The organism is Oscillatoria nigro-viridis PCC 7112 (assembly GCF_000317475.1).
GTDB classification, from domain to species: domain Bacteria; phylum Cyanobacteriota; class Cyanobacteriia; order Cyanobacteriales; family Microcoleaceae; genus Microcoleus; species Microcoleus nigroviridis.
This window is the reverse complement of sequence record NC_019729.1, coordinates 113,154-138,489: the sequence shown is the minus strand read 5'-3', so window position 1 is coordinate 138,489 and position 25,336 is coordinate 113,154. Positions and strand designations below refer to the sequence as shown.

Genomic DNA, 25,336 nt, shown 5'->3' with positions numbered 1-25,336 from the left:
CTGCTGACTAATGACTAATTAACAGTTTAAACCCGATCGCACGGGATTGACAGGAGCCTCAGCAGTCGCCGGGTCTGTGCCCTCTTTGACCCGTCGCAACTTAGCTCCCAATTTTTGCAGTTTCACCTCTAACTGCTCGTAGCCGCGGTCTAAGTGCTGCAAGCTGCTGATGGTGGTGACACCATCGGCTGCAAGTCCCGCTAGCACTAACGCCGCCGAAGCCCGCAAATCTGTAGCCACTACCGGCGCACCCGACAGCAGCGGCACTCCGCGCACAATCGCTACATTGCCTTTAAGGCGAATGTCGGCGCCCATGCGGTTGAGCTCTGCTACGTGGCGCAAGCGATTCTCAAACACGGTTTCTTTGATCAAGCTGTCTCCTTGGCTCAGCGTCAGCAAAGCCATAAACTGAGCTTGCATATCTGTGGGGAAACCCGGATAAGGCAGAGTTTCGATGTCGGTGGCCGAGTGAGTTTGGCCGGGAACTATCCGCAAAATGTCGGGGGATTCTGCAATAATTTTCGCCCCAATTGTCTGCAATTTGGCAATGACTGCGGTCAGGTGGTCGGGAATTACCGGCGACAAACTGATTTCGGAGTGAGTGATGGCTCCTGCTACTAAAAATGTTCCGGCTTCAATGCGATCGGGAATAATTGAATAGTCTACCGCGTGCAGCTTGGGAACTCCCGAAATGACGATCGTATTCGTGCCTGCGCCTTGAATTTTTGCTCCCATAGCGCGGCAGAAATTCGCCAAATCTGCGACTTCCGGCTCTTGAGCCGCATTTTCAATCACGGTTTCTCCTTCAGCCAAAGTCGCCGCCATCATCAAAGTTTCAGTTGCGCCGACGCTGGGGTAGTCCAAATAAATTTTGGCTCCTTTCAGGCGGCGGTTCGGCCCTTTGACGTAAGCGTGAACCGTGCCGTGGTCGATGTGGACTTCGGCGCCGAGGGCTTGCAGACCGCGAACGTGGAGTTCCACGGGTCGCGCGCCGATGGCGCACCCACCGGGCAAGGGTACTTTGGCAAATCCCAAACGCGCTAGCAGCGGGCCGATGATGAAGAAGCTCGCCCGCAGTTGGCTGACTAATTCGTAGGGGGCTTGAGCGTCTATGAGGTTGCTGGCGTTGATGTCTAAAACGTCGCCGTTTTGCTGTAATTTGACTCCTACAGCCGAGAGAATTTGCCCCATGCGGGCGACATCGACTAGACCGGGAACGTTGCGGAGACGGCAATCCTCTGGGCATAGCAGGGTTCCTGCCATGACGACTAAGGCCGAGTTTTTGGCGCCGCTGATTTTGACGTGTCCTTTAAGGGGCTGGCGACCCCAAATTTGCAATACTTCTTGGTCGCTTTCAGGTGAAGCTGGGACGTTAGATGAGTTCTGAGCTGGTGTAATGGGTTTGCCCTCCATAATGCGCTTCGTTACTTTATACATTATTAATTTTGGTTCGATTTTACCGGAAAGTTTTTATATGTCTAGGGGTAAAATGAAGAATTTTCTGGCTTGTATTTACTGAAATTCAATAGGGACAAGGCTTTTAGGTTTACTGGCACAAATAATCCCGATCGAGTCTCATGCAGTTATCTGTATCAAAATTTACGTTCATTTGTAGCGGTCGCTCGGATCGCAGATATTGTACATTTGTCAACGAACTTTTTAAGTAAAAGTCGGCTGGGTTGTTGACAAAGGTGTTACACTAGATAACCAAATCCCGGGATTTTACCGTACATTACCGGACTTAAACCAAAAAAACTTTTCTCCCCCAAGAAAATATGATGGTTGTTGAAAGACATTACATAGACAGACAGCATCAGTTTTTTCAACAGTTCGATCGCTTATCCTTCGTGTCAAAAAACCTCTACAATCATTCTAACTATTGGATGAGGCAACACTTCTTTAAGTCTGGGTCGAGCGCGGGCTCGGGTTTAAGTCTCAAACAGTTATATGCTATCGTCAAACCCACCTCCGACTATAAATCCTTACCCGCCAAAGTTAGCAATCAAGTTCTCAAACAAGTTATTCACGATTGGTCAGCTTGGCAAAAGTCAATAAAAGCCGATCGCCGGGAGATCCCGAAATTTTCATCCCGCCCCAAAATTCCCAAATATAAACATAAAACTTGCGGAAGGAACTTATTAATTTACGATAACCAATCCATAGGACAAAGAGGGAGACAGAAAAATAACGGCCGACTTCATTTATCTGGAACAGACATAATAATTGCCACCAAAGCACAAGATGTCATAGAGGTAAGGATAGTTCCAAAAACCGCAACCTACATAGTTGAGGTAGTTTATGAGAAGCCCGTTACCCTTGCGGATTTCCACCCCAAATTCATAGCAGGTATAGATTTAGGGATTGATAACCTCGTGGCAATGGCATCAAATAAGCCCACATTTAGACCAATTATTTATGACGGAAAGCATCTCAAATCAATCAATCAAGGTTTCAACAAGCGCGCCAGCTTTCTACAGTCGCAACTAGAAACAGGAAAATATACCACCCGCCAAATCCAGCAAATCACCTTAAAGCGAAACAAGCGAGTAGAAAACTACCTTCATCAAACCAGCAGTTTAATTGTCAAGCGCTTGGTGGAGGAGCAAATAGGGCAGTTAGTAATTGGCAAAAATGAAAAATGGAAACAAAATGTAGAGTTAGGAAAAAAAACTAACCAGACATTTTGTTCAATTCCTCATGCCAAGCTAATAGACACGATCGCCTACAAAGCTCAGTTAGTGGGTATCGAGGTAACAGTTACAGAAGAATCTTATACAAGTAAGTGCAGTTTTTTAGATTTAGAGCCTGTCGGTAAGCAAGAGTCTTACCAGGGTAAGAGAGTGTTTCGCGGGTTGTTTCGGTCAGTGAGTGGGACTCCGATTAATGCTGATGTGAATGCAGCATTAAATATGATTAGAAAAGTAAGCGGAAACTCACCCTTTGAGGGGTGCAGCAACCGTTTAGAGGTGTTTGCAGTTTCACCTGTGCGGGTCAATCCTGTACGAAAAAAAACACAAAAAGTCCGGTAATGTCAAGCATTGCCCGGTTTTTTGTGAACTGTAAGATATCGGTTCGATCGACCATGCCAGAAAGTTAACACATTGTCCATCACCCCATTGCCTGTGCTACCCTGTGACAACAACCTAGAGCCAAAGCTACTCCTAGCACATGGTTCACATTAAACGGATCGAACTGACTAACTTTAAATCTTTTGGCGGCACGACGGCCATTCCCGTGCTGCCCGGTTTTACTGTGGTTTCCGGGCCCAACGGTTCTGGAAAGTCCAACATCCTCGACGCTTTGCTGTTTTGTCTAGGGCTTTCGAGTTCTAAGGGAATGCGGGCTGAACGTTTGCCGGATTTGGTGAACAGCGCCCAAAACAAACGCGGTACGATCGAAGCTAGCGTGACTGCGACTTTTGCGCTGGAAGATGTGGGAGAGGAATGGTTCGCCCGGGATGAAGATGAGGAGGAAAATGCAGCAGATGAGTTATCTGTTGAAGCTGAGGAAGTCGAAGGGATAGAAATTGCCGAAACTCCAGACAACAACGGCCAATCATCTCCTGTAAATCGAAAATCAAAAATCCCAAATCGCAAATCGGATGAGTTATCTGTTGAAGATGTAGAAGAGATTGAAATCGCCGAAAATCAAGACAATAACGGACAACTACTCGCTACCAATCGAAAATCGAAAATCGCAAATCGAAAATCGGATGAGTGGAGTGTGACGCGCAAACTTCGGGTAACTCGCCAAGGTACTTACACTTCAACTTATTACATTAACGGCGAAGCTTGCACGCTAACTCAACTTCACGAACAACTCAACCGCTTGCGAATTTATCCCGAAGGCTATAACGTCGTCCTGCAAGGAGACGTTACCAGCATTATTTCGATGAATTCTAAGGAACGCAGAGAAATCATTGACGAATTGGCTGGGGTCGCTCAGTTCGATCGCAAAATCTCTTTAGCTAGGCAGAAGTTGGATGAAGTTAAGGAGGTGGAAGAACGCAGCCGAATTGTAGAAAAAGAGCTGATTTCGCAGCGCGATAGACTTGCTTCCGATCGCACAAAAGCGGAAAAATATCAAAAGCTGCGGGCGGAATTTCAAGAAAAGTCGCAGTGGGAAATTGTGCTGAAATTCCGGCAATTGCAGCAGCAAGAATGGAAGCTGCGAGAACAAATCGAAACGGGCGATCGCACTTCTGCATCTCTCACCGAACAACTGCAAGCAATTAACACCCAAATTCAAGAAGCAACCGCCGAACTTGACGCGCTGAATGCCCGCGTTAAAGCTTTGGGAGAGTCAGAATTGTTGGCTTTGCAAGCGACGATTGCGACTCAGGAAGCGGAACGGCGGCAAGTGCAAAACCGCAAACAGGATTTGGAAACAACTGCTGGGCAAATGGCTGCTAATATAGCACAAACCGAGTCAGAAGTTCGGCAATTTAAGCAAAGTTTGGAGCAAATTGAGATTGAAATATCTTATGTTAAGTCTCAAACAGGAAGTTTGCAGGAACAGCGGGACGCAGCCCAACAAAGTTTAGATGAAAGTCGGGAAGTTGCAAATGCGATCGCCTCGACGGCAGAAGCTTGGGTACAGCAGCAAACGGAACTGCACCGCCAAATCGAAACAATTCAACAAACTTTGGAACCGCAGCGTACAGAACAAGCTACCATTGGCGAAAGAGCCGATCGCCTGCAAAGTCAAATTCAAGAACAAAACCAATCGCTGCAAGTATTGGAACAGGAAATTGCAGCGAAAAAAGAGCAGCAATCTCGTCTTGTGGAAACCAAAGGCGTTGCATCTTTGCAAGTAGAATCGCTGAATCAGATTTTAGTCGAAGCCGAACAAGAATTGCAACTGCAACAGGAAACTCAAACTCGTTTGTTGGAAGAACAGCGGGAAAGACAGCGCAAATTAGACAAACTAGAAGTGCAGTTTCAAGCACTGCAAGAAGCGACGGGAACGTTTACTGCAAAAATTGTCGCGCAAAGCGGAATTGGCGGAGTTTGCGGCTTGGTGGCTCAACTGGGCAGGGTGGAACCGCGCTATCAGTTGGCGCTGGAAATAGCGGCGGGCGGGCGCATGGGAAATATGGTGGTGGAAGATGACAGCGTGGCTGCTGCTGCGATCGAATTGTTGAAACAAAAACGGGCGGGAAGGATGACGTTTTTGCCTTTGAATAAGATTAGGGGCGGCAGGTATTCGGTGAATGAAAATTTGCGGCGGGCGGCTGGGTTTGTGGATGCGGCTGTTAATTTGATTGATTGCGATTCGCGGTATCAGGAAATTTTTGCTTACGTTTTTGGCAGTACGGTTGTGTTTAGCAACCTCGGCGACGCCCGCCGCTATTTGGGACAGTACCGGATTGTCACTTTGGACGGGGAAATTTTGGAAACTAGCGGGGCGATGACTGGGGGAAGTTCTACTAATAGATCTACCTTGCATTTTGGCACGGTTGAGGCTAGCGAGGCTGCTAGTGAAGCGCGCACGATCGCGTCTTTGCAAGAAAGGTTGGAGGAAATTGAGCGGATTTTGGAACGGTGCAAAATTGCGATCGACCGCGCGTCTGTTGCAGTCAAAACTCGCAGCCAAGAATTGATGGAAGCGAAACAAAACTTGCGCGAACATCAGTTGCGCTTGGAACAGTTGGAGTCAGAAATTAAGAATTTGCAAGCGCAACAAGAACAAGTGCGATCGCAAATTGCGAAAAACACGCAGGAATTAATTAATTCGCGATCGAGATTGCAGTTGCTGGAGGGAGAATTGCCCGCACAGGAAACTCAATTGCAGCAGTACCGCCAAACTTTGGCGCAGTTGGAAGAGTCGAACAGTCACAGCGAATGGCAGCAAATGCAATCGGGTTTGCGCGCGCAAGAAGCGCAACTGCAAGAGCGAGAATTGGCTCTGAGAAACGTCCAGCAGCGCCTTGTAGACTTGGAAAATCAATTCGGGCGTTTGGAAGACAAAATTAAGGAAGGCAGCGAGAAATTGCAGGAATGGCAAGTGCAGCAAAACGCGGGGGCGGATGCACTCGATCGCATAGTTTCGCAGCAGTTAGAACTCGACGGACAAATTGCAGCAGCTAAGGCGGCTTTGGGGGAAATTGAGGAAAAATTGGGCGTGCAGAAGGGAGAGCGCGATCGGGCGGAATCTCAACTGCGAGAGAAGCATTTAGCCAAACAGCAGTTACAGTGGCAGTTGCAAAAACTCCACGAAACTCAGCAAGAACGCCGGGAACAATTAGCCGCAGTCCGCACTCTATTGGAAACGCAGCGGGCGGAAATGCCCGACCCCGTGCCGTCGATTCCTGAAAATGTCGAGAAAGCCAATTTGACGGAATTGCAGCAGGAAGTAAAGGCGATCGCCAAACGCATTCAAGCTTTAGAACCAGTCAATATGCTAGCCTTGGAAGAGTACAACCGCACTCAAGAACGCCTTCAAGAATTGAGTCAAAAATTGACGACATTGGAAGGAGAACGCACTGAACTGCTGTTGAGAATCGAAAATTTTACCACACTCAGGCGGCGCGCTTTTAAGGAAGCTTTCGACGCGGTTAACGAGAACTTCCAGACTATCTTTGCAGAACTTTCCGAAGGCGATGGCTATCTCCAGCTAGATGACGAGGAAGACCCCTTTAGCAGCGGCTTGAATTTGGTCGCTCACCCGAAGGGCAAACCAGTACAGCGGCTGGCTTCCATGTCTGGAGGCGAAAAGTCGCTGACGGCGCTGAGTTTTATTTTTGCTCTGCAACGCTACCGCCCGTCTACGTTCTACGCTTTTGATGAAGTGGATATGTTCCTGGATGGGGCAAATGTGGAGCGATTAGCTAGAATGATAAAACGACAGTCTGAACAAGCCCAGTTTATTGTTGTGAGTTTGCGGCGACCTATGATTCAATCGGCTGAGCGTACAATTGGCGTTACTCAAGCGCGGGGAGCTTATACTCAAGTCATAGGACTGAAGTTGTAGTCCCGGAGTGTCTGTTGATGACCCTACCCAAAAACGGATACAAGCCGCCGACAACAGTCGTGGACAGATCAAAATTTTAGACCATAGTTCCAGCTCCCACATTCAATGCGAGAGTAAATCTAAAATCTAAAATCTAAAATCGACTGATCGTGTTGAGTGATATATGTACTTAATAAATCAGGATTAAAGTTAGAATGACATCCGAACAAATTTGCCAACGCTCCGACATTCTCGGCACTCAGGTCATCACCCGCGACAGAGGTAAACGCTTGGGGGTGGTTAGTCAATTGTGGGTGGACATCGATCGGCGGGAAGTTGTGGCGATCGGTCTGCGAGATAATATATTTGCGGTCGCTGGAATGCCGAGGTTTATGTTTCTCAGCAATGTCAGCGAAATCGGCGACGTGCTGTTGGTGGAAGATGAGAGCGCGATCGAAGATGATGTTGATGTTGAAGTCTACAGCATTTTGATTAACAGCGAAGTTATTACCGAAACCGGCGAACTTTTAGGTAGGGTGCGGGGCTTTAGGTTCGACCCCGAAGACGGTAAGTTAGTTTCTATAATTATCGCTTCCCTGGGAATCCCCCAAATCCCCGACCAAGTTCTGAGCACTTACGAGTTGGGGATTGAAGAAATTGTCAGCAGCGGCCCGAATCGCTTGATTGTGTTTGAAGGTTCCGAGGAAAGGCTCAGGCAGCTTAGTGTGGGTTTGCTGGAGCGCGTCGGTTTGGGCCAAGCACCTTGGGAACGGGAAGAGGACGAGCAAGGTTATTATCCGAAACCCGTGGCTACGGATCATCAATTGGGCCCGGGCGTGCGGATACCTGCACCGGAAATGCGGAGCCGCGTAGCTGCGCCTGCGGTGGAGGAAGTTCCTTGGGATGAGGATTCGCAGTGGAATCGGCCGCCGGTGCGACAGCAGCAGCAGATGCGCGCGGTGCAGCCTGAGCCGATCGACGATTACGAGGATTACGAAGAGGATAATTGGGGCGGCGAGGAGGAAGATTATGAGGAGGAGTACGAGGAGAAGCCGCAGTACACTCGCTCTGAGAGTTCTCGCCCCAAGCAGCCGATCGTGCAGTACGAGTACGAGGATGATGTGGAGGCTGATGCTTGGGCTGACGATGAGGCACCGAAGCCTTACCAGGCTCCTCGGGTGAATATCCCTGAGAAAAATAAGACTCCCGAGTACGAGGAGGAAGCGAATTATTAGGAATTAATCCATCGGTTGCCTGTAGGGGCGGGTTTTACAAACAATATTTGAGGTTCGCAAACAATTTAGATAAACCCGCCCCCACACAGCCGATAATCTAGATGAACCTGATGTTTGAGTTCGTGGAAAAAAATGTAGATTCCGATTATTCGTTGGGCGGGGGCGGGTTTATTATATTGTTGGTCTTGCGCCGATATGGTTGGTGAAACCCGCCCCTACAATTGCCTGTAGGGGCGGGTTTTACAAACAATATTTGAGGTTCGCAAACAATTTAGATAAACCCGCCCCCACACAGCCGATAATCTAGATTAACCTGATGTTTGAGCTCGTGGAAAAAAATGTAGATTCCGATTATTCGTTGGGCGGGGGCTGGTTTATTATATTGTTGGTCTTGCGCCGATCTGGTTGGTGAAACCCGCCCCTACGATAAATTATGAAAAAAGACTTTATTAAAACCTCTATTTTCAGATTAATAACATATCTAATTTTTCCAATTTTTTTATCTACCACCACCGCTGAAATTCTCTTGCGAGTTGTGGGATACAAACCCTGGCAAAGAGAAAATGTTGATGTTGCAGTCGAACCAAAAGGTAACTTTTTTACCAAAGACTCGGAACTTGGCTACAAGCATTTGCCGGGTCAATTCAAGGTGACACTTAACGGCAATTACTCATTTAATGCAACTCATCTCAATAATAGTTTAAGAATAACACATCCCCTGAATACTTACAATCAATCCTCAAAAAAGCCTGAAATTTGGATATTTGGCTGTTCTTTTACCTACGGTTGGTCATTGAATGATAGCGAAACTTATGCTTGGTTGCTGCAAGAGAAATTACCCAAATATGAAATAGTAAATTTCGGGGTTAACGGCTACGGCACGCTGCACTCGTTGATTCAATTCAAAGAAGCCCTCAAACAAGGAAATAAACCCAAAATTGCGGTGATTGCTTATGCGGGTTTTCACGACCGCCGCAATACTTTGTTAAGGGCGAGAAGAAAGCAAATGGCTGGTTGGAATAAACTCGGTATTCTATTTCAGCCCGATGCTAGGCTGAATGGAGAAAATAATTTTACCTACAGCATGGCAAAACTTGAATATCGCGAGTTCCCGCTGATGCGGGTTTCTGCATTAAGCCATTTTTTGGAGGTTAATTACAATCAATTTGAAGAGGGATTGTACAAAAGTCACGAGGTTTCTAAGGCAATTATTGAAGAGTTTAACCGTGTGGCTGAGGCTAATGGTGTTAAGTTAGTTGTGGCAGGAATTAATGCGGGTTCTGCTAAAATGTTGGAGGAGTTAAGTCAGGAGGGAATTGCTACGGCGGATATTTCGGTTGATTTGAAAATACCTGCCAATAATAATTTACCTCATGACCTTCATCCAAGTGCGATCGCCAATCGGCAATATGCAGAAAAGTTGGAAGGTTTTTTGCAAGGTACTGTTTTAAGGTAAGTTAACGAATCGCGAAGGCGCAAAGGGCGCAAGGGAAGAGAGAAAGAGGAAATTTAGAAGTTATTTAGGGTTGCTAGACTGATGGGATTATTTGATTTTGTTTATTTTAAACGACCTCAAAAATTTCTAATTGATGGGTTTTTCCTGTTTTTACTTGTTATCGTCACAGTGGCAGTAACATCAATCTATGTATCTAGGGAACATACTTTTTATTGGTGGGATTACGCGGGATACAATACCGCTACAGTCAACACGGCCAATTTATTTCGAGACTCTCCAGATCGAGCATGGCGCGGAGTTATAGAATCGCTATCTAAGGAAAAAAACCTGTTAATCTCTTTGCCGTTAGTGCCGTTTATTCTCTTATTTGGCGAGTCTCGGCTGAGTTATATTCTCAGTGTATCCCTGATTTATGTGCTGCCGTTTCGCCTGTTGCTGGGGGCAATTTCTGCAACGCTAATTCCAGTTTATCCCCGCCGGGTGTTTTGGTCAACTGTGCTGCTGAGTTTATTAATTCCGATGAGTTGGATACCGACTCTGCGGGGATATCTGGATACTGGCGGCTGTGTGTTTGTAGCCTTGGCAATTTGGGTTTATGTGCAGGATGTCAAGCTAAAATCTTGGTGGAAAATCCCGTTAATTGGGTTTTTGCTGGCGGCGGCGATTCTGTTGCGGCGCCATTTTGCTTATAGTGCGATCGCATTTTTTGGTGCCGCGACTTTACAGGCTTTCATCGAGTTTATTGTACAGTATAGCAATCCCAAGTCAGTTATCAACATGGTTCAGACTTTTAGCCGGGACGGGCTAGAAGCCCATCCCACAAATCATTTAGGATCGCTATTTCAAAGTATTCAAAACAAACGTTGGAAAAATTTGTTTGAATCCGGCATCAAATTGGGTTTGATAGCTGCAACTAGCTTGACTATTTTAATGTTGGTAGCGGGAGATTTTACTCGCAGTGCTCTGACGGTTGACTACCGCAATTTGTATGTTGCTTGGAGTTTGCCTGTAAATGATATTTTAACTCGTTATGCGGATTTTTACGGTTTGGGAACTTGGCTGCTGGCACTGATTGGTTTTTATGCGGGAATTCTCACCAGAATTCTGGTTCCGGCGGCGGCTATTTTTGTTTCGTTGTTTGGGGTTTTGTCGCTGATTGAATGGCTGTTAGTTTTGCGTTACGGCTACTTGCACTATACAATTCATCTTACACCGATCGCACTTTTAGGATTGTCAACATTTTTCTGGACAACTTGGCTGAAACTCAAGGGAAAAGTCCGGTATTTCATGCTGGGCGCGGCGGGTTTGTACCTGATTGTGAATGCCGCAGTCGGGTTAATTCCTCTCAAAATTGATTTGCCAAGACTGTTTGTCGGTAATTTTCCGCCGTTAGTGCGATCGGACTACGACGAAGTTGTAAAATTAGTAGAGTTTCTGCGAAAATTAGCACCCAATGAAGAACCAATTTATATTGCCGGTGCTTCTAACAATTTCAATGCTAACATACTCAGACAAGCCAACCGCAAATTAAATCCGCCGGAGGGTTGGTGGAAATTAAATACCATCGGGAGGCCGCAAATTGACTCGCGCGATACTTACCCGCTACCGGAGTTGTTGCAGTCACAATATGCGGTGGTTGCTGTACCTTTTCAGCAGGTGTTACCGACTGACGAACAAGTTTTGCGATCGCACGAACAAGATGTTGTTAAAGTTGTGTACGATGCCTTTACTCAAAACTGGGAAATTGCCCGCGATTTCCAAGTGCTACCGGAACAGTTTAAGCTAGAAAACGGCGTGACTGTCAGGGTTTACCGGAGGCTGCGGCCGACTGATACAGCAACGGCAGTTAGGACTCTGGAGGCGATGCAGCGGCAAATAGTCGATCGACCGGGCACGCAGTTAGATTGGATTAGTTTGCATCAATCAATCTACACAAGTGCCAATTATTCAGTCAGTAAAAAATCGGATGACCTATATAATATTGTAACTCATCCAATTAAAAATCGCAATAAACTCGATACATCTTTTCTGTATTTAGGTGCCATTTCAGACAAAGTAAAAGTTACCGGCAAACTCAATTTACCTAACCAACAATGTCCGGGAGTTGTCCTGCGCTTGACTTTGTGGGACAAGCAAGGTAAATTAATAGACTCAGCAGAGATGGCTTATAGTCAAAAAAGTGCGATCGGCTTAAATCTATTAGTTGAGGGCAAAAATCCCATTTATCTGCTGCTTGAGGTATTGAGTAGCAGCAAACAGGATTTAACAAACCAATGCCGACTGGAGATTAACAATTTGGCTGTCAGTAGGTAAGTGGAACCGTCAATGCAAAAACATCAAAAATCTCACTGGTATTTTAATCTATCTCTCTATACTTTTGTCATCATCGGCTCCCTGATGGCCACTGGCTATATTTTCCCCATTGGAGGCAATTTTCCCGAAGTGCCGCCAATTCAATTTATGTTAAATCCTGAACTCTATAAAAATGACTATTACGTTCAGGAAATGGTTAAATTTAATCCGAGATATTACTATTATTATATTATCTATTTGCTCGCCAACTTAGGAACCAGCATTCCCCTAGCGCATTTTATCTATCAATTCCTAGCCTTCGCTTCATTTATCCTAGCTTGCTACGCAATTATCAATATCTATACTAATTCAAAACTGCCCGCAGCAGCGATGGCTTTTTTATGTATAGCCGCTTCATTTACAGATGTTGGCAACACGCTGATATTTTCCACCAAATCAGTACCCAGTACCTTCGCTATGGCCTTCGCAATCTGGGGAATTTACTTGAGTTTGCGCCAGAAATGGCTGGCTGGATATTTCTGTTTTGGATTAGGGTGTGTGCTGCAATTTTTAGTTGGTTTGTTGCCAGGATTGATGATGGTTCCCGTTTTGGTAATTCAATCTGTAAAACAGCGGAATTTCAAAACATTGATTTTGGCGATCGCACTTTTAGCAGCAATGGCAAGTATCGTTTACGTACCGATGTTATTAACAGGTACTACCAGCACTCACACTATCGACAACGCTGATTTTGTCTACATTCACGCGAAAGTCCGCAACCCCCACCACATCCTCCCGTCAAATTGGGATTTTGGGAATTGGTTCAACTTTATATGTTTCATAATTGGTGGCTTGCTGTGCATCAAAAATTCCGATTTATTGCCAAAAAAAGACAAAGTTAATTTTTATGTAATTGTGGGCACGTCAATTGTTGCATTATTTCTCAATTACGTATTTGTTGAAGTTTACCCTTTGGCTTTTATCGCAAAACTACAGTTAGCTAGAACCGTACCTTTTGCTCAAATAATTATATTTATTGCTGTAGCTTTGACGGTCGCTCAACTTTACAGAGAAAAACAAATAGCTATTAGCTTGTTGCTGTTAGCTGTACTAACTTTGCCTTTTAGGGGTATCATTTTCCTAGGATTATCAGTTTGGCAGACAAAAAAATACGTATTTCCCAAACGATATAATATATTGTTGTGGATTTTAGCAGCAGGCACGGTAATTTTCAGCTTGATATATCCGGTGACTGATTCATGGGAAATTATGGGCGATAGAATAATTAGCATCCCTGTTTTTTTCTCAATCCTCGCCTTCCCATTCATTTTAGAAAAAACATCCCTAGCTACATCTATCAAACAGACTGTAACTCACACATTAGCCTTAATAACTACCGCCACCTTAGTTTTTGGAGTAGCAGGAATTCTGCCCAAACCTATATTAAATGTATTTCAAACAAGAATTAATATCAATGCCGTTCCCAGGGACGACTTAAGCAGATTAGCGGTGAGATTTTCCCAAATTAGCAGCCGCGATTCACTCGTATTAATTCCACCCTCAGTTACCAGCTTCCAGTTTTTCTCCGAAAGAGCGATTGTCGTCAACTTCAAGAACTTCCCCTTTACCGAAAAAGGCATCAAAGAGTGGCAAAATCGCATGGAAACCGTTTTAGGAGTTCCCTTAAACCCGCAAATGATTTGGGGAGGAAATGACTTTTTCATCCGCCGCAGCAGTGCGGATTTAGTCAAAGTAGCCAAAAACTATCATGCCGATTATATCCTGACTCGTACTGACTGGCACCCAAATATTCAAGGGGAAATCGCCGACAAACAAGGCAAATGGATACTGTATAAAATTAGGTAATATGTAAAAATTGTTAAATCCAAATCAGACTTTTATCTTAGTGTACAGAGGTAGACTTTGCTTGTATACAAACGATTTCAATCGCCGATTTATCTGCGTTAATCAGCGTTAATCAGCCTTAATCTGCGGTTAAATATCAAAACCAGAATCATCAATAATTTCGCTAATTTGCTTGTCCACATAATCAGCATCCACATTCCGCGCCATCAACTCAGCTAAAATTCCCAAAGAAATCAACTGCACCGACAGAATTGTACACAAAATCCCAAAAAACAACAAAGGTCGATTCCCGATCGGCCCAAAATTCATCCCCGCCAAATTCAGAAACCAAATAACTATCAAATAACTCAGCGAAACAGTTCCAACCAAGCCAAAAAACAACCCCAAACCCCCAAACAAATGACCCGGTTTGTGCAAATACTGCGTCGTGGCTAACACCGTCAACAAATCAATAAAACCCCGCGCATAACGTTCCCAGCCGTAATTAGATTTTCCGTGCTTGCGCGGATGATGTTCCACAACTACTTCGCCAATTCTAAACCCTAAATTGTTTGCTAAAGCCGGAATGTAGCGGTGCAATTCCCCGTACAATTTAATCGACTGCAAAACTTCCCTGCGATAAGCTTTAAAACCGCAATTCATATCGTGCATTTGCACCCCAGTCAGCAAACACGCAACGGCATTAAACAGCTTGGAAGGTAAAGTTTTAGAAAGCGGGTCGTTTCGCTGTTTTCGCCAACCGGAAACTAAATCAAATCCCGATTCTAAATGATGTAAGAATTTGGGAATTTCAGCGGGGTCATCCTGAAGGTCAGCATCGAGAGTAAAGATAATTATCCCTGCTGCATTGCGAAATCCTGCTGAAAGTGCGGCGGATTTGCCAAAGTTGCGGCGCAGTTTAATCGCTTTAATGAGTTTGGGATGTTGGCTGGCTAAATCTGTGATTTCTTGCCACGAATAATCGCGGCTACCGTCATCTATGAAAATGACTTCGTAACTGTCAATTCCTGTTTGGAACATGACAAGTTTGATTTTTTCAAACAGTAATTTTAGGGTGGCTTCTTCGTTGTGAACGGGGATTACGAAGCTGAGGTGTTTTGGCATAGGGCTATTCTATTTCATTTGTGTTGTCAATGAGATTTTTTTATTAACCGCAGAGGGCGCAGAGGGCGCAGAGGAGGAGAAAGAGAGATTTTTTAGTTTTTATCGATCGCTTGGGAGTTTCGCAAGGCTACCCAACCTTCGCGGTTTTTAAATGAGGCATAGGCTGTCAATAATTTATCTGTTGGTGATGTTTGAACGTATCCTCTCCAAGCTGCGAATTCGTAGGAAGGGCCAAATAATTTAACTAAATCGGGGCGGGGAAATCCTGAAATGGCAAAACCTCGAACGACATTTTCTTGGTTGAGAATGGCAATACATTTTACATTGTTTTCGGGGTCTCCTACCCAGCCAATTACTCTGGAGGCGGCGGGTGCGAGTTTAGTTACTGTATCAAAATATCCGGGTACTCCGTCTTTGGGTGCTGACAGTAAGTTGGGAGCGATTTTTGTGTCTAATGCTGCACAGAAATTGTGTTTTTTGATGTCTCGGTTAAATGGAACTAAGTTGTTAGTTTTTAAGGCGTCGATTAACCCGATAAAAGCGGCCGGTTTGTTGCCTACGCGGTCTTTAATTAGCGTTACGTCGGTGATGCCTAATTGCAGTGATAATGCTACTAACGGTTGATAGGTTGCTCTGTGGGCGATCGCCCTTGCAGTTTCGCCTCCCACCCCGTACATTAAAATAATCGCAACTGTGGCGACTGCAAACAGCGGTGTCAGCCAACGCCCTTGAATTCTTGGTGTTGGCTGCAACTCGCGCACCCACAATACTGTCAGCACAATTGTGCTCATCCAAAACAAAGCTGGGAGTGTGGCGTAGCGGGAAGCGGTGGCTTGTTCGACGCCAAATCCCGATCGGCTGACAGCGGCCATTAATGCCGTTTGCAGCGTGTAAAGTTGGATTGATAGCCAAGGCAGCCAATCCGGGCTATCGACCTTTTTTACAAATAGCCAATAACCCACAAAACCCGTCGCTGCAATCAAACCAATTATACCAATAATTGAAGCAACAATAATATTTTCGCTAAAAATTGCGCCGAGATAAGTGGGAATATATTCGAGAGTTTTCAGCGGGTTAATTTTAGTTAAAGAAGGGTGATAAGATGGAGTTTTATAAGTTAAAAAATAAATCCCTATCACCGTAGTTGCAGCAATGAAATACAAATAAGTTATTCGCCGAGGAAACCGCAGCACAACAGCAGCAGCACACAATATCGGCCACAAAGCTAAAGGAGTGCTGTAACTAATACAGCCTAAAATACCAAAAATAATGCTGCCAATTACCCACTTATTTTGTTTCCCTTCCGTGTTCCCAAGCAAAGCCTGGGAATGAAGATCGGCAGGCTCTTTTTCCCTTTCATTTAACAAAGCTGTCACATAGGCTTGCAAACAAAATATAGAACAAATCACAAATAAATTAGCAATTATCCAGTGAACCCCGCTGAATCCCCGCATCCAATTGTGAGCCGCCGCCGGAGTAAAATTAAAAATAGAAATGCAAAGGAGTAGCGAGATAAATTGCAGGGGAAAACGCCTCACTTTTAACGGCAGCAGAGCAATTAATACGTGACACTGAATCCAAGCCAAGAACCAGGCAACTAAACATAAACCAATATTTGAACCTTTGGTGACAACGATATTCAACGCATAAATAATTGCCGGAATCAAGACAAAATGCTCGTTCGCCCGAAATATCCAATTCAAAGGATTTGTAGAGAAACCGTCTACTGAATAAAAATGCCACGTCATCCACCAATAATCAAAATTAGACAAGTCTCCCGCTTGGGATATCAAGTACAAAATATATGACGCTGGTATTAGAATGCCGAGAACTGATGCAACTATTAAAACATATTCTGACTTGACTTTCATGGGATTTGTAAACACAAATATTTGGATTAGTAGGGGCGGGTTTTACCAATAATTTCTACCTAAGACCAATAATCTAATAAACCCGCCCGCACCCAACAGTAAATTCAAATGTAGCTCTTTCAAGATACAAGGGGCGGGATTAGGATTAATAATTGGCATATCGCAAATAAATCTGTACAAAACCCGCCCTCATGTTTTGAACTTGACTCAATTTTTCATTTCACTTCTCTTGCCAGCATTTTTCTGAGTTCTTGCCGCCAGTGGGGAGGATACGTACCCAGAAGTGCTGATATTTTTACCGTAGAGAGAACAGAAAAAGCGGGGCGTTTGGCGGGTGTCGGATATTCGGAGGTGGTGATGGGAATTACGCGCTGAACTTTTAGGGGAAGGCCGAGTGTTGCTGCTTCCTCAAAAATGGCGATCGCAAAATCGTACCAACTACAAACACCGCTGTTAGTGTAGTGGTAAGTGCCAAAAGTTTCTGACCCAAGGAGAGGAATAATTTGCGAAGTCGCCGCACCTAAATCCCCAGTCCAAGTAGGACTTCCGATCTGATCTGCTACTACTCTAATTTCTTCCCTTTCCTTTCCCAACCTCAGCATGGTTTTGACAAAATTACCTTTGCCACCGTTGCCGTAAACCCACGCGGTTCTAATAATAATATGTCGGTTTCCCGCTTTCCGAATTGCTACCTCGCCTGCTAATTTAGACTTGCCGTAAGTTCCCAGCGGGTTCGTAGAATCTGTTTCCAAATAAGCAGAACCGTGGCTGCCGTCAAATACATAATCAGTGGAAAAGTGAATCAAACTTGCTCCCAGTTTTTCACATTCTTCTGCAAAAATTCCTGGGGCAATACAGTTGACTGCATATGCTAATTCTGGTTCACTTTCCGCTTTGTCTACCGCAGTGTAAGCACCCGAATTGACGACTAAATCCGGTTGAATTTCAGCCATGGCTTGACGGATGCTTTCGGGTTGGGATAAATCGAGGCGAGTGCGATCGAGCGCAATAACCTCTCCCGAAGATAATAAAATCGGCTGCAATTCTTGAGCTAGCTGTCCGCTGCCGCCTGCGAGTAAAATTTTCATGATCAAAACACTTGAGCTCTTTTCAACGTTTGTCCAGCTTGGTCTTTAGCTGATAAGATTGGTTGGGCACCATCTAGCGGCCAGTCGATCGCCAAATCCGGGTCATTCCACAGGATACACCGCTCGTGGGCTGGTGCATAGTAGTCTGTAGTTTTGTACAAAACTTCAGCCGTCTGGGAAACCACTAAAAAACCGTGTGCAAATCCCGCCGGCACCCAAAATTGCCGTTTATTTTCTGAACTCAGCAAACAGCCCACCCACTGGCCAAAAGTCGGCGAACTTTTTCTAATATCCACCGCTACGTCAAATATTTCGCCTGCAACTACCCGCAGCAATTTGCCTTGAGGCTGCTGCATTTGGTAGTGCAAACCGCGCAGGACATTTTTAGAAGATTTGGAATGATTGTCTTGAACAAATTCGGCCGTCACGCCTGTTTTTTCGACAAAAGCTTTGTGATTGAAACTCTCAAAAAAGAAACCGCGATCGTCTCCGAAAATTTTAGGCTCAACGATCAGAACTTCCGGTATTTCGGTAGATATAACATTCATAGTTGGCTGTATCGCGTGATAAACTCATACTCTGTCTCTGCTATTTTACTATGAAAACTGACACATATCTCAAAAAGTTGTATGCCAACCGCTTTGATTCCCGACAAAGGCAAGCGAAGGTGGCACTCTGGAAAGTTTTAATTGAAGATTTTTTACAAAATTATGTTCCTCCAGAATCAGCAGTTTTAGATATTGGCGGCGGTTACTGCGAGTTTATAAATCAAATCGTGGCAGAAAAAAAATGTTTAATAGACCTCAATCCCGATTCAAAGTTATTTGCAAATCCTGATGTAAAAGTGCTGAACATTGATGTTTTAAATCTTGACCAAATCCCAGCTTTTTCCGAAAAATTTGACCGAATATTTATCTCTAACTTTTTTGAACATCTCCGCAATAAAGAAGAACTAATCCAAATTATTTCATTTTGCTTTGAGGCGCTTAAGCCAGGCGGTTCTCTCTTAGTGATACAACCCAATTTCAAATATTCGTTCAAAGAATATTATGATTTTATCGATCATCAATTACCCATTACCCACTTATCGCTGCAAGAACTTTTACAAACCGTCGGCTTTGAAATCGAGCTAATTATACCCCGATTTTTACCATTTTCGACCAAAGGCAGACCTGCCTCGCCCTGGCTTTTAAAAGTTTACTTAAAATTACCTGTTTTGTGGCAATTTTTAGGAGGTCAAATGTTTGTTAAAGCATCGAAAAAAAACAATAGAGGCAGAGACTCATGACTCGCATTTGCAGTCAGATTCAGGCAGAGCGATACACCTGCGTTTATCCGCGTTTATCCGCCTGCATCTGCGGTTAAAAAATCCCTATAAAATCGAACTTAAAACCACCTCATTAGCAGCAATCCAATCATAAATATCCTGCAAAGCCGCTTCCGGCCTAATAACAGGCCGCCATCCTGTTTTCTCCATCACCCTAGAAGAATCAGTAATAAAAATCGGAATATCCCCCGCGCGTTCCTCCAAAATAGGATTAATTGAAATCGATTTCCCGGTAATCTTTTGGCACAAATCAGTTGTCTCAACCAAAGAAAGACTATTGATCAAACCGCCACCAACATTAAAAACTTCGCCGTCAAATTCAGCAAAATGTTCTAATTGATAATTAACTAACCTCAACAAATCTTCAACGTGCAGCAAATCCCTAACTTGCTTCCCGCTGCCACCAAAACCGATATAACTCAGCGACTTTTGAAAATAGTGAGCCGCCACCCACAAACCGCAAACTCCCTGATCGACTTTACCCATTTGCCAAGCCCCGGTAATTAACCCGCAGCGGTTAATAATTGCCGGCACATTGTATGCTTCCCTGTATTCCTCAATCAGCAATTCTGAAGCTAATTTAGTTGCTCCGTAAAGCGAACGGTGTCCTTTTAATGGGAAGTCTTCTGATATGCCCAACTGCGATATACCGGGTAAAGTTTGCTCGGGGGCGATCGCAAATCTATTCGGCAACTCTAACAGCTTAACAGACTTGACACTGGCGATCGGATAAACCCGACTCGTAGACAAAAACAGCAAACTAGCACCCGTTTGTCTCGCCAACTCCAAAACATTCACAGTGCCCAGTAAATTCGTCTGCAAAACGTACTGTGGCGAACTAAAACCAGCCAGCACAGAAGGCTCCGCAGCACAATCTATAATGCAGTCAGCATTCAATGCAACTGGATCTAAATCTGCCGCTGTGCGAATATCCCCGTAAACAAACTGAATCCCGCAACTTTTAAGCCGAGGCAGATTCAATTCCGATCCCCGGCGACGCAGGTTATCTAAACAAATTATTTGCCATTCCGGGTGCAGTTTTTTCAGCCCAATTGCCAAACAACTGCCGATGAAACCGGCACCACCAACAATTAAAATTCTCTCAGGCATTCACTTTTAATTTTGCTATCTTTCTAGTCCGGTGGTAGTCGCCGCGAGACAGATGTTTTTCCAGCCATACATACAAGACAATAAACAAATACCGACTGCCCATCTCTTTGATTTTTAGCTTAGAAATACCAGCAGTCCGATTGTACCACCTCAGAGGAATTACCGTATAGGAAAAACCCCGAACAATTGCTTTTAAAGGCAGTTCGACTGTCAAATTAAAATGATGGCTCAAAATAGGTTGTACGCCTTCAATTACTTCTCTGCGGTAAATTTTAAAAGCATTGGTGACATCGCTGTACCGCAAGCCGAAAATACTTTTGACAAACCAGTTTGCTAAGCGGTTAATTGCTAACTTGTGAATTGGATAATCAACCACAAAGCCGCCTTTGATAAAGCGGGAACCAAAAACGCAATCATATCCTTCTTGCAACTTGCGGTATCCTGCTACCAAATCTATCGGATCGTCGGAAGCATCCGCCATCACAATTGCGGCAGCATCTCCGTCAAATTCCGCCAATCCCCGGCGCACGGCAAATCCGAAACCGTTGGGAGGTTGATTGTTGATGTATCTAACTGTGGGAAAAGTCTCTGACAACTCCTGGCAAATATCAATAGTTCGATCGACACTGTTGTCATTGACAATCAAAATTTCGTGCGGAATGCCTTCTAAATCGAGCGTCTGGGCGATCGCCCGCACAGTACCGTACAAACAGCCCTCCTCATTGTGAGCTGGTATAATCACAGAAATTTTCACTCCTCATCCTCCGCGCAACTGGACAAACTGGTTGTCAACAGGATTATACACCCAAGCTTTAATTTCGGTTTGGGCGATCGGCAAATTATTATCCGACAAATCAACAGCCCACCTTGCATTGTTGTACAACTCAGATTTTAAACTCTTAGCAATGTCGGGACTGTTCAAATTTACATAAGCGTTAGCAAAAAAAGATTGTTTATCGCCGACAGATAGCAGTACAATATTTGGTTGTTTCAAATTTCCTGGCAAAACCGCCCAACCGGAAGCCTTGACAGCAGAATTTTTCTTGACAGTCACCGATTTATCGCTGGTTTGAGGTTGGTCTAAATAGCCGTAAACTTTCTCGGTATTAGAAATAAACTCTACATTTTTCGCGAACTTTTTCCAACCTATTTTGTCGATAATTGCCGCGCCTTCTCTCACCAGCCAAGTTTTTTTGCTCAGCACCCTCAAACAGCTTTCCGGCGAATTATCAAAAAAATCAGACGGTTGCAGATAGTTGATTAACTGCAAACAATCTTGAGCGCCTTGTTTGTAAAGAAGTGCCGATCGAGTTTGGGCGATCGCCTGTTGAGAGTTAACAATAATTGTAGCAATTAACAGCCCTGCCAACATCCGATAAAAAAAAATGTATTTGTGGTTTAACGTTGCTTTTGTTTCTCGATCGTTACCTCGGACAAACAATTGCCCTAGCTGAACCACAGCAATTAACAGCAAAATCGAATTCGTCGTATATCTCGACGATTCGAGCGCCTGAATCGCCCCAAATTCCGCCCTACCAGCAGTAATAAACAGAGCCGATAAAACCGAAAATAAACCTATTGACAGCCAAGGTAAAGCCTCGTGATGCTCGGTAATCTTTCTTCCAAAGTGGAATCCCAAAAATAAGAAAATTGCAAATATTAGCAATCCAACTAATGCTGAAATTCCAGACGATCGCACAATTGGCGAACCCAACAGACTCAAAAAGTAATCAATTACCACAAGTGGCTTATTCAACAATGAAATAATACTTGTTTTCCGACTGGGATGATAATCAATTGAGTAAACAGCACAAGTTGCAGCAAACAGCAATATCCATAGAATCAATCTTTTTCTTTTTTCTACCGCATTTCCTTCTAAAGCCGCCACAGCCGGAATTGCAGCCAACCAAGACAGCAAGCCTTGCGCGAGGGAAAAACTAGCAATAAAGCAGAATAAAGCAGCAATCGATATTTGAATATAGTAGGGACACGACAGTGCCGTGTCCCTACTCTGTTCGATCTGAGGTGTTGCATCATTCTCAAGAACGGGCAAGATGCCCGTTCCACAAGAACATTGAATTTTTGTGGAACGGGCATCTTGCCCGTTCCTAAATAGCTTATCGATATTGGTGCAACATCTCTGTTTCATCCGATTGAAAACGGCTATATTCGGCAATAATTTGTGATTTGAAACCAACGCATAAACCGCAGCTACAAAACACAAATTTACGATAAACCACGCTAATTGAAATCCCCAAAGCCAGTTTTCGTGCTGAACTAGAGAGAAAACCAAAATACAAGTTAAAATATTAGCTAAATGCCACAAATCATCCCCAACATTCTTAACTTGCATCGAGGATAACTTGTACATAGCCAGAAAAGTTATCGCAGCCAAACCTATGCTGAGACACAACTGATAATTAATATTCCATCTGGAAGCAAAAGCCAGCACTGCAATAATTATTTTCGGGAAAAGTATCCGGTGGTTGCTGTGCAAAGCCCAAAAATCGTTAAAAGTTACATTTCCCTGAGCTATTTTTTCAAAAAGGCTAGCTAACCTCCACTCGTCATCAACGGGAACGTTAACGCTAAAATTCGCTACAAATCCGATTAATAAGAGGACAGGAATCAGATATAGAGTAAATAAAATAAATTTTTTCATGAATGTGCGATCGCACCGATTGCCATCACCATTTTATATCAACCCGGCTTAAATACTCTTTATTTTTTAGTCAGCGAACGAAGTTCGTTGAAGCTTAGTCTAACCGCCGAAAGTTTGACTTTTGAGGTGTTTTAACCACCTAATTCTATCGAGGAGATTGTATTTACTTAGGATCGCGAATTAAATAACTTACAATTTTAATTGTTATGGTGGGATGGGCGTCCCGCCCGTCCAAAAAGGGCGGGCTAGGAAGGCCCAACCCCTACTCCCCACTTTCAAGAGTGTAAGTTATTTAATTCTCATTCCTTACATCGGTAAGGTGCGCAGTGCGCACCCTGCTTATTTATAGCGGTTAACCGAATTACTTAACAGTCTTGAACGTATCCAATTTGCCAGTAAATCGGTTGATAAACATCTGCAAAACAGTCCGCTTGCCGATATTGATATTAGAACTCACGGACATTCCCGACTGCAAATTCACCTCCACTTGATTCGGCTTGTTCTTATTCAAAACAAACTTTTGATTCTTGAGCTTAATTTTGGTTTTGAAAGCGTAGTATTTCCGCAGTTCGGTAGGAGGCTCAGCATCGCTGCTAATCTCTTTCACTTCACCCTCAGCAGTACCAAACTCCATCGCGGGGAAAGCTTCAACATTCACTTCCACAGGCACGCATTGGTATTTCGTCAAACCCAGTTTCTCTCTGTTAACTTCCTTCTCAGGACACACGCAACTTTTCCCTGGTTCGCAGTCAATCTTTTCTCCATCCAATTGTTTGCCGTGATACGGCTCCAACTTATCCCGCTTCTGTCTCAAAGCATCCAATACCAGAGCCACATTGCTGTTTTCCAGGTAAACAACTGCTTCCAGACCGTTTTCGTCATCCAAAACTTTGAGCAGCTTTTCAGTTTGCTGCGCTTCGTAATAAGCTTCTTCGCAGCGTGCTGGGCGCGGTTCGCCCGGTTTCAGCACCGTATTAATAATGGATTGGCATATCGGATCTTTCGCCATATCCAACTTAGCTTTCTCCTTTGTAGAAGGTTTCAAATCGAAGATAACGCCAGATACCGGAGACTTCATCACTTGAGTGTCGCGGTTTTGTTGAGCCTTTTCTAGCTGAGCGTTCACTTCGGAGAGCTTTTTCAAGTTTTCGACTTTGAAGCGGCTTAGCTGAGAATCGCTGCTGGCAATTTGTTTCTGGTTTTCAGCAATTTTGGTATAAAGTTCTTTCGCCCAGGAATCCTTGGTGTTTTTCAACTGTTCTTCGGCGCGGGCGATGGACTCCTGAATGCGCGCTTGCTCTCCTTGCTGGCGCTGTACTTCAGCACTAATTTTTTGAATGTCACCTTGACGCGCGTTAATTTCGCCTCGGCGCGTATTTATCTCACCTCGGCGCGTGTTAATTTCACCTTTACGGGAGTTGATTTCACCTTCGCGCTGTTTGATTTGATCTTGCTGTTTGAGAACGTCGCTTTGGCCTCTGAAAACATCTTGTTCTTGACGTTCTTTTTGCAGTTCAGCGATGGCTCCTTCCTCCACCAGGGGGGCGAGTCGGCCTAGAATGTTTTGATTCGACTTCAATACTTGTTGCGATTTCGCTAACTGTTCTTGGGCCAAATCTCTCTGAGCCAGGGCGGATTTTACTTGCTCTTGCGAAGAAGCTAACTGCTGCTGGGCATAATTTAATTGGTTCTGGGCAAAACCCAATTGTTGCTGTGCGACTATCATTTGATCGCCGGCAGCTTTCTCAGCATCCTGAGCTTGCTTCAGTTGTTTTTCCAACTCCTGAACTTGGCCTTGAGCGGCAGCGACGCGAGACAGAAATTCCGATCGATAATTAACATAAAGTCCTTGCTGGGCTGCATCAAAATTTCCGCTGGCTCCCCGATTGAGGTACAGTTCGTCAATCAAAGCTTGCAGCACTTGATTTTGTGCCGTGAGGTTCTGTCTGTCCTTGATTGTTGATTCTAGGTTAGAAGGAATAGCGCCTTGAATTTTGCCGCTTACAACATCTTCGTAAAATTTATTTTCCTTTTCCAGAGCTTCTTTAGTTTTCTGAATCGATGTTAAATCGGCACTGGGTGCAAGGGGGTTGAAAGTGAGCAGAGGCTGGTTCTTTTCCACACGATCGCCATTTTCAACGTGAAGTCTCACCACAGCGCCCGTAGCAGGTGCTTGGATGTCTCTAGCACCATCTTTGAGTTCCAATTGGCCGACAGCGGGGACAGCTTGCTCTACGCTAGCAAAATAAGCCCAAACTACACCTGAAGTGGTCATCAGCATGATCATCCACAAAAACAAGTGCGACCAAATCGCTGGTTTTTCTAGAATGACTGGTTGCTCAGAAAGTATTACCGATTTCATGGCCATTTGTTA

The 25,336-nt window shown here is 44.5% G+C and carries 16 protein-coding genes; 7 read left to right on the top strand and 9 right to left on the bottom strand.

The annotated features are described in order from the left end of the window. Positions 1-18: 18 nt before the first annotated feature. Positions 19-1,437 carry a UDP-N-acetylglucosamine 1-carboxyvinyltransferase gene (murA, locus tag OSC7112_RS00570; protein ID WP_015174093.1) on the bottom strand — a complete coding sequence of 473 codons (1,419 nt, stop codon included), beginning with the start codon at positions 1,435-1,437 and terminating at the stop codon, positions 19-21. 338 nt (positions 1,438-1,775) lie between these two features. On the opposite strand from murA, the gene OSC7112_RS00565 reads away from it, so the two are divergent. The 6 genes from OSC7112_RS00565 (at position 1,776) to OSC7112_RS00540 (ending at position 13,800) form a co-directional block, all read left to right on the top strand. Further along, on the top strand, positions 1,776-3,029 hold the full coding sequence (locus tag OSC7112_RS00565; RefSeq protein ID WP_015174092.1) for an RNA-guided endonuclease InsQ/TnpB family protein: 1,254 nt from the start codon (positions 1,776-1,778) through the stop codon (positions 3,027-3,029). A gap of 139 nt (positions 3,030-3,168) precedes the next feature. Then, complete coding sequence (smc, locus tag OSC7112_RS00560) at positions 3,169-6,972, top strand: chromosome segregation protein SMC (protein WP_015174091.1); 3,804 nt, start codon at positions 3,169-3,171, stop codon at positions 6,970-6,972. A gap of 194 nt (positions 6,973-7,166) precedes the next feature. Continuing rightward, complete coding sequence (locus OSC7112_RS00555; protein ID WP_015174090.1) at positions 7,167-8,186, top strand: PRC-barrel domain-containing protein; 1,020 nt, start codon at positions 7,167-7,169, stop codon at positions 8,184-8,186. Positions 8,187-8,721: 535 nt separating this feature from the next. Continuing rightward, a complete protein-coding gene (locus tag OSC7112_RS00550; RefSeq protein WP_223300727.1) occupies positions 8,722-9,642 on the top strand; it encodes an SGNH/GDSL hydrolase family protein in 921 nt (306 codons plus the stop codon). Positions 9,643-9,723: 81 nt separating this feature from the next. Continuing rightward, positions 9,724-11,955, top strand: a complete 2,232-nt coding sequence (locus OSC7112_RS00545; protein ID WP_015174088.1) for a hypothetical protein — start codon at positions 9,724-9,726, stop codon at positions 11,953-11,955. Between the two features lie 12 nt (positions 11,956-11,967). After that, on the top strand, positions 11,968-13,800 hold the full coding sequence (locus OSC7112_RS00540) for a DUF6798 domain-containing protein (RefSeq protein WP_015174087.1): 1,833 nt from the start codon (positions 11,968-11,970) through the stop codon (positions 13,798-13,800). 129 nt (positions 13,801-13,929) lie between these two features. On the opposite strand, the gene OSC7112_RS00535 is transcribed toward OSC7112_RS00540, so the two are convergent. The 4 genes from OSC7112_RS00535 to rfbC form a co-directional block, all read right to left on the bottom strand. After that, the gene (locus tag OSC7112_RS00535; RefSeq protein ID WP_015174086.1) at positions 13,930-14,904 is read right to left on the bottom strand and encodes a glycosyltransferase family 2 protein; all 975 of its coding nucleotides are present in this window, start codon (positions 14,902-14,904) and stop codon (positions 13,930-13,932) included. Between the two features lie 92 nt (positions 14,905-14,996). After that, positions 14,997-16,775, bottom strand: a complete 1,779-nt coding sequence (locus tag OSC7112_RS00530; RefSeq protein WP_015174085.1) for a hypothetical protein — start codon at positions 16,773-16,775, stop codon at positions 14,997-14,999. A 215-nt stretch (positions 16,776-16,990) separates the two neighbouring features. After that, a complete protein-coding gene (gene rfbD, locus OSC7112_RS00525) occupies positions 16,991-17,863 on the bottom strand; it encodes a dTDP-4-dehydrorhamnose reductase (RefSeq protein ID WP_015174084.1) in 873 nt (290 codons plus the stop codon). 2 nt (positions 17,864-17,865) lie between these two features. Further along, positions 17,866-18,411 carry a dTDP-4-dehydrorhamnose 3,5-epimerase gene (gene rfbC / locus OSC7112_RS00520; protein ID WP_015174083.1) on the bottom strand — a complete coding sequence of 182 codons (546 nt, stop codon included), beginning with the start codon at positions 18,409-18,411 and terminating at the stop codon, positions 17,866-17,868. A gap of 50 nt (positions 18,412-18,461) precedes the next feature. Between rfbC and OSC7112_RS00515 the strand changes: the two genes are divergently transcribed. Beyond that, positions 18,462-19,151 carry a class I SAM-dependent methyltransferase gene (locus OSC7112_RS00515; RefSeq protein ID WP_015174082.1) on the top strand — a complete coding sequence of 230 codons (690 nt, stop codon included), beginning with the start codon at positions 18,462-18,464 and terminating at the stop codon, positions 19,149-19,151. 84 nt (positions 19,152-19,235) lie between these two features. Here the strand turns inward: OSC7112_RS00515 and OSC7112_RS00510 are convergent, their stop codons facing one another. From OSC7112_RS00510 to OSC7112_RS00495, 4 genes are all read right to left on the bottom strand, one after another. Beyond that, on the bottom strand, positions 19,236-20,300 hold the full coding sequence (locus tag OSC7112_RS00510) for an NAD-dependent epimerase/dehydratase family protein (RefSeq protein ID WP_015174081.1): 1,065 nt from the start codon (positions 20,298-20,300) through the stop codon (positions 19,236-19,238). After that, complete coding sequence (locus OSC7112_RS00505; protein ID WP_015174080.1) at positions 20,293-21,054, bottom strand: glycosyltransferase family 2 protein; 762 nt, start codon at positions 21,052-21,054, stop codon at positions 20,293-20,295. Before OSC7112_RS00505 ends, OSC7112_RS00510 begins: the two co-directional genes overlap by 8 nt. 3 nt (positions 21,055-21,057) lie before the next feature. Then, positions 21,058-22,962 (bottom strand): hypothetical protein, encoded by a 1,905-nt coding sequence (locus OSC7112_RS39185; RefSeq protein WP_015174079.1) that lies wholly within the window; start codon positions 22,960-22,962, stop codon positions 21,058-21,060. Positions 22,963-23,323: 361 nt separating this feature from the next. Then, positions 23,324-25,330 (bottom strand): HlyD family secretion protein, encoded by a 2,007-nt coding sequence (locus OSC7112_RS00495; protein ID WP_015174077.1) that lies wholly within the window; start codon positions 25,328-25,330, stop codon positions 23,324-23,326. Positions 25,331-25,336 lie beyond the last annotated feature (6 nt).

What these genes read in the sequence shown, in the direction of transcription:
- OSC7112_RS00535 (WP_015174086.1), bottom strand. Translation starts at nt 14,904, where the DNA reads ATGCCAAAACACCTCAGCTTCGTAATCCCCGTTCACAACGAAGAAGCC.
- OSC7112_RS00510 (WP_015174081.1), bottom strand. Translation starts at nt 20,300, where the DNA reads ATGCCTGAGAGAATTTTAATTGTTGGTGGTGCCGGTTTCATCGGCAGT.
- murA (WP_015174093.1), bottom strand. Translation starts at nt 1,437, where the DNA reads ATGTATAAAGTAACGAAGCGCATTATGGAGGGCAAACCCATTACACCA.
- OSC7112_RS00555 (WP_015174090.1), top strand. Translation starts at nt 7,167, where the DNA reads ATGACATCCGAACAAATTTGCCAACGCTCCGACATTCTCGGCACTCAG.
- OSC7112_RS39185 (WP_015174079.1), bottom strand. Translation starts at nt 22,962, where the DNA reads ATGAAAAAATTTATTTTATTTACTCTATATCTGATTCCTGTCCTCTTA.
- smc (WP_015174091.1), top strand. Translation starts at nt 3,169, where the DNA reads ATGGTTCACATTAAACGGATCGAACTGACTAACTTTAAATCTTTTGGC.
- OSC7112_RS00545 (WP_015174088.1), top strand. Translation starts at nt 9,724, where the DNA reads ATGGGATTATTTGATTTTGTTTATTTTAAACGACCTCAAAAATTTCTA.
- OSC7112_RS00540 (WP_015174087.1), top strand. Translation starts at nt 11,968, where the DNA reads ATGCAAAAACATCAAAAATCTCACTGGTATTTTAATCTATCTCTCTAT.
- OSC7112_RS00530 (WP_015174085.1), bottom strand. Translation starts at nt 16,775, where the DNA reads ATGAAAGTCAAGTCAGAATATGTTTTAATAGTTGCATCAGTTCTCGGC.
- rfbD (WP_015174084.1), bottom strand. Translation starts at nt 17,863, where the DNA reads ATGAAAATTTTACTCGCAGGCGGCAGCGGACAGCTAGCTCAAGAATTG.
- OSC7112_RS00495 (WP_015174077.1), bottom strand. Translation starts at nt 25,330, where the DNA reads ATGGCCATGAAATCGGTAATACTTTCTGAGCAACCAGTCATTCTAGAA.
- OSC7112_RS00515 (WP_015174082.1), top strand. Translation starts at nt 18,462, where the DNA reads ATGAAAACTGACACATATCTCAAAAAGTTGTATGCCAACCGCTTTGAT.
- OSC7112_RS00565 (WP_015174092.1), top strand. Translation starts at nt 1,776, where the DNA reads ATGATGGTTGTTGAAAGACATTACATAGACAGACAGCATCAGTTTTTT.
- rfbC (WP_015174083.1), bottom strand. Translation starts at nt 18,411, where the DNA reads ATGAATGTTATATCTACCGAAATACCGGAAGTTCTGATCGTTGAGCCT.